Source organism: uncultured Phascolarctobacterium sp., from assembly GCF_905212365.1.
GTDB lineage: Bacteria > Bacillota > Negativicutes > Acidaminococcales > Acidaminococcaceae > Phascolarctobacterium_A.
The window spans coordinates 1-3,726 of sequence record NZ_CAJMEH010000094.1 but is presented as its reverse complement, the minus strand read 5'-3'; the positions used below and the strand labels follow the sequence as shown (position 1 = coordinate 3,726).

The following is a 3,726-nucleotide window of genomic DNA, read 5'->3' as shown; positions in this document are numbered from 1 at the left end:
CCCACGACCTCCGCCGTGACAGGGCGGCATTCTAACCAACTGAACCACCGGGCCATTGTCAGCTATCTGACAGGTATATATATTACCATAAAATTTTCTGCTTGGCAAGTGTTTTTGCTAAAAATTTGCCAAATAACGCCAAGCAGCAGACACATATTTTATTCCAACAGCCTGCGCAGCGCCAGCTTATCTATTTTACCGCTTTCGTTGCGCGGCAGGCGGGGCAGAAAAACAAACTGCTTGGGCAGCTCGTAATCCTCCAGCTTTGCCCGCAGCAGCTTCACCAGCTGCTGCTTGCTGTACTCCCGCGCCGCCCCTACAAAAGCTGTCAGCACATCGGCGTCGTCCACATGCAGGCTCAGCACCGCCGCTTCCTCCACCTGCGCCAGCTCCGTCAGTGCCGCCGCCACCTTAGCCGTACTCACCTTGCGTCCGTTCACGCTGCAAATATCGTCCGTGCGCCCCAAAAAGTGCAGCCTGCCCTCCGCGTCCACATAGCCGCGGTCCTTTAGGGAAAACGGCAGCGCAATTCCCTCCACATGATAGGGAGTATCGATAAAAATTTCCTCCTGCCGCACGCTGATGCCAACTCCCGTAAAGGGCCTGCCAATCACGGTGCGGTCGTCCGTCATATCCTTATCTTTAATATATGTAATGTAATTCAGCTCGCTGGCGCCGTAATACAGCGTAATTTCCGTTTTGGGAAAGACGGCCAGCAGCTTATCCGCCTCCTGCCGTCCCATGGACTGGGAGCCGCTGATAATGCTGCGCACCTGCCCGTTGGGCTGCGTCATAAATTTAGGCAGCAGCAAAAGCTTGGAAGGTATCAGATAAAGCGCATTGACCCGATAAGCTTCCATACGCTGCAGCCAATGACGCGGGCGAAAGCGCTCCGTCGCCACCAGCGTACCGCCCGCCGCCAGCACGCTCATATAAATATTCAGATTACCGGTAAAGGCTAGGCTGCCCTGACAAAAGATAACCGTATCTTTATCAACGCCAAAAATTCTGTTCTGCTCTGGGAAAAAGTCGGCCCAGCTTTTATAGCTGCGCCACAGCAGCTTGCTTTTGCCCGTGCTGCCGCTGGTCATTACGCCCATACAGGCAGCCTTAGGGATATTAGTGGCATCAAACTGCTGCCTGCGGCTGACCTCCGTAGCGATAACGGGAACCGTCTGCGTGCCGCTGTACGCCAAAAAGTAAAGCAGCTGCCTGGCAATGCTTTGCTCATGAATAAAAAATACCGGCTGGGAAAAATCCGCCGCTTCGCGCAGCCTGCGCGCTTCTTCCGTCAGCTGGCCGTAGGTATATTCCCGCTCGTCGTCCACCAGGGCCAGCTTTGCCGCCGGTTGGCTGGCAGTCAGCTCCAAATAGTCCATGCTAGTCCACCCTTTCCAGCAGCAGCGCCGTACCTACGCCGCCTGCCGCCGCCACACCGGCACAGCCTAAACGCCCGCCCCGCTGCCGCAGCGCTTCCAAAAGATGCAGCGTAATAATACCGCCGGAGGCCCCATAAGGATGCCCATAAGCCAAAGCGCCGCCAAAAACATTATACCTTTCCACACTGCTGCCGAAGGCGCGGGCAAAGAGCACGTCGATAATGGCAAAGGCTTCGTTCACTTCAAAATCGTCGATATCCTGCTCTCGTAAGCCCTGCTTAGCCAGCAGCTTCTGCAGCGCCGCAACAGCCGTGCGCGGGCTTACCAAGGGATCGCCGCCGCAGGCCGCGCTGCCCCAAACCCTGGCCGCAGGCCGCAGGCCAGAGCTTTTGGCATAAGCTTCCGAGCACAGCACCACGAAAGCCGCGCCGTCGTTAATCAGGCAGGAATTAGCCGCCGTAATAAACTGACCGGCAGGCAACAGCTTAGGCATTCTGTCCAGCAGGCGCTGGCTCATACGTGGACGCACGCCCTCATCCTTAACCGCGCCAAAAACCGGCGCAATAATATTTTGCAGCAGGCCCTTTTCCTGCGCGGCAGCCGCCAAACGATGGCTACGCAGTACCCAGGCGTCCAGCTCCTCTTTAGTAACGCCCTCACGCTGGCACGCCAGCTCCGCCCCCTCCAGCATCACCGTTTCCCGGTGCACGCCGGGCATAAACTTGGCCACGCTGTACCAGCTGTCGTCGGTATAATCTGGATGATTGGGCGCATAGCCGCGCCGCGGCTGGGTAGAGCTGCTTTCAAAGCCCCCTGCGATAATCAAATCAGCCTCGCCGGCGGCAATCTTGGCCGCTGCCGTCGCAATGCTTTCCAGGCCGCTGCCGCATTGCACATCAACAGTAAAAGCAGGCACAGAAATATCCACGCCTGCCTCCAAGGCCATCAGGCGCGTAATATTGCCGCCCGCGCCCACGCCGTTGCCGCCGATAATATAATCAGGACGCAGCGCCTGATATTTATCCATTACCTGACGTAGCACCGCCGCCCCCAGCTTTTCTGCCGGGACATGGCGGTACATACCGTTGACCACGCCTACATAGCTGCGCAGCCCGCCTAAAATATATGCCTTCTCCATAATCATCTGTCAAAAATGCGGTGGATAGGCCCGGCAATAAAGGCAGCAGCCACGCATTTAACGATATCCAAAGGGATAAATGGCAGCACGCCGGTATAGAACGCCTTGTCCCACGGCATACCAGTTACCAGCTTAAGCTGCAAAAAGCCAAACAAATAAATCAGAGGAATGCCCACGATGCAGCCCAACAGCGCATAACGCTTAAAGCTGTACTTTTCGCCCCTAGTCGCAGCCAGAAAAACAGCGGTGAACAAAAAGCCAAAAATATAACCGCCCGTCGGCCCAAAGAGCTTACCCGGCCCTGCCGTACCGCCGGTAAATACAGGCACGCCTGCCAAGCCTACCAAAAGATATACCAGCATGGTCATAAAGGCCTGCTTAACATTCAAAACGTAGCCAGTCAAATTAACAATCATAGTTTGCAGTGCAATCGGCGACAGAGAAAAGGGCAGCGGAATAATGATATAAGCAGAAATGCAGTTCATCGCTACCATCAGCGCCATTTTCGTCATTTCCGACGTTTTATTGATACTATGGTTATTAGTCGTCATCTTCACAGCACCAGCCTTACTTAAAATTTAATAACAAAGACCTTAGAAGCTCCCACATAAGCCCGCAGCTCATTTTCAATACGGTAAACCTTCAGCTCGTCGCCTGCGTACACCGGCGACAAAAAGCTGATGCGCCAGTCCAGCTCCTGCAGCTGCAAAGCCTGCTGCAGCCAGGCGGCCATGCACAGGCCGGGAACGACAGGATGATCTCCTTGATGAATAATATTTTCATCGCCCGTAAAGGCCACGTAAGCGCCTATTTCCTCCACAGTGAAGCAATGCTCCGCCGCAAGCTCCCCCTGAGGCTGTTCCTGCAAAGGCTCCTTGCTGCCCAGCCTTTGCTTCGGTAGCAGCAAAAACACCCGCAGCTCCTTGGCCGCGCCACCGCTTCGCGTTTCGCCCAGCACCTGTATAATGCATTTGCGCTCCTTGCGCAGCAGCTCCTTATTGGTTAATACGTCCGCATGCCCATGAATGTGGGCCTCCGCTCCGGCCAGAACCCAGCCGCCAAAAAATTCAGCGTCGCTGTCCGCCAGCTTATGTGCAAGCTCTAACATCTTTATAACATCCTTTCACATAGCATATTATAAAGCAAGGCGGCAGCGCAGTCAACCATTTTATAAACTCAAGTTAACTGCGGCTGCCGCCGCGCAAAATA

General features: G+C 55.0%; 4 protein-coding genes. All 4 read right to left on the bottom strand.

The features are described from left to right. Positions 1-158: 158 nt before the first annotated feature. Genes QZ105_RS10235 through QZ105_RS10220 form a run of 4 tightly spaced genes read right to left on the bottom strand, consistent with a single transcriptional unit; the run spans position 159 to position 3,625 of the window. Complete coding sequence (locus QZ105_RS10235) at positions 159-1,379, bottom strand: AMP-binding protein (protein WP_293729820.1); 1,221 nt, start codon at positions 1,377-1,379, stop codon at positions 159-161. Position 1,380: 1 nt separating this feature from the next. Then, positions 1,381-2,517 carry a thiolase family protein gene (locus QZ105_RS10230; RefSeq protein ID WP_293729819.1) on the bottom strand — a complete coding sequence of 379 codons (1,137 nt, stop codon included), beginning with the start codon at positions 2,515-2,517 and terminating at the stop codon, positions 1,381-1,383. A gap of 2 nt (positions 2,518-2,519) precedes the next feature. Further along, positions 2,520-3,068, bottom strand: a complete 549-nt coding sequence (locus tag QZ105_RS10225) for a biotin transporter BioY (RefSeq protein WP_293729818.1) — start codon at positions 3,066-3,068, stop codon at positions 2,520-2,522. A 20-nt stretch (positions 3,069-3,088) separates the two neighbouring features. After that, positions 3,089-3,625, bottom strand: a complete 537-nt coding sequence (locus QZ105_RS10220) for a hypothetical protein (RefSeq protein ID WP_293729817.1) — start codon at positions 3,623-3,625, stop codon at positions 3,089-3,091. Between the last annotated feature and the right edge of the window lie 101 nt (positions 3,626-3,726).

What these genes read in the sequence shown, in the direction of transcription:
- QZ105_RS10225 (WP_293729818.1), bottom strand. Translation starts at nt 3,068, where the DNA reads ATGACGACTAATAACCATAGTATCAATAAAACGTCGGAAATGACGAAA.
- QZ105_RS10220 (WP_293729817.1), bottom strand. Translation starts at nt 3,625, where the DNA reads ATGTTAGAGCTTGCACATAAGCTGGCGGACAGCGACGCTGAATTTTTT.
- QZ105_RS10230 (WP_293729819.1), bottom strand. Translation starts at nt 2,517, where the DNA reads ATGGAGAAGGCATATATTTTAGGCGGGCTGCGCAGCTATGTAGGCGTG.
- QZ105_RS10235 (WP_293729820.1), bottom strand. Translation starts at nt 1,379, where the DNA reads ATGGACTATTTGGAGCTGACTGCCAGCCAACCGGCGGCAAAGCTGGCC.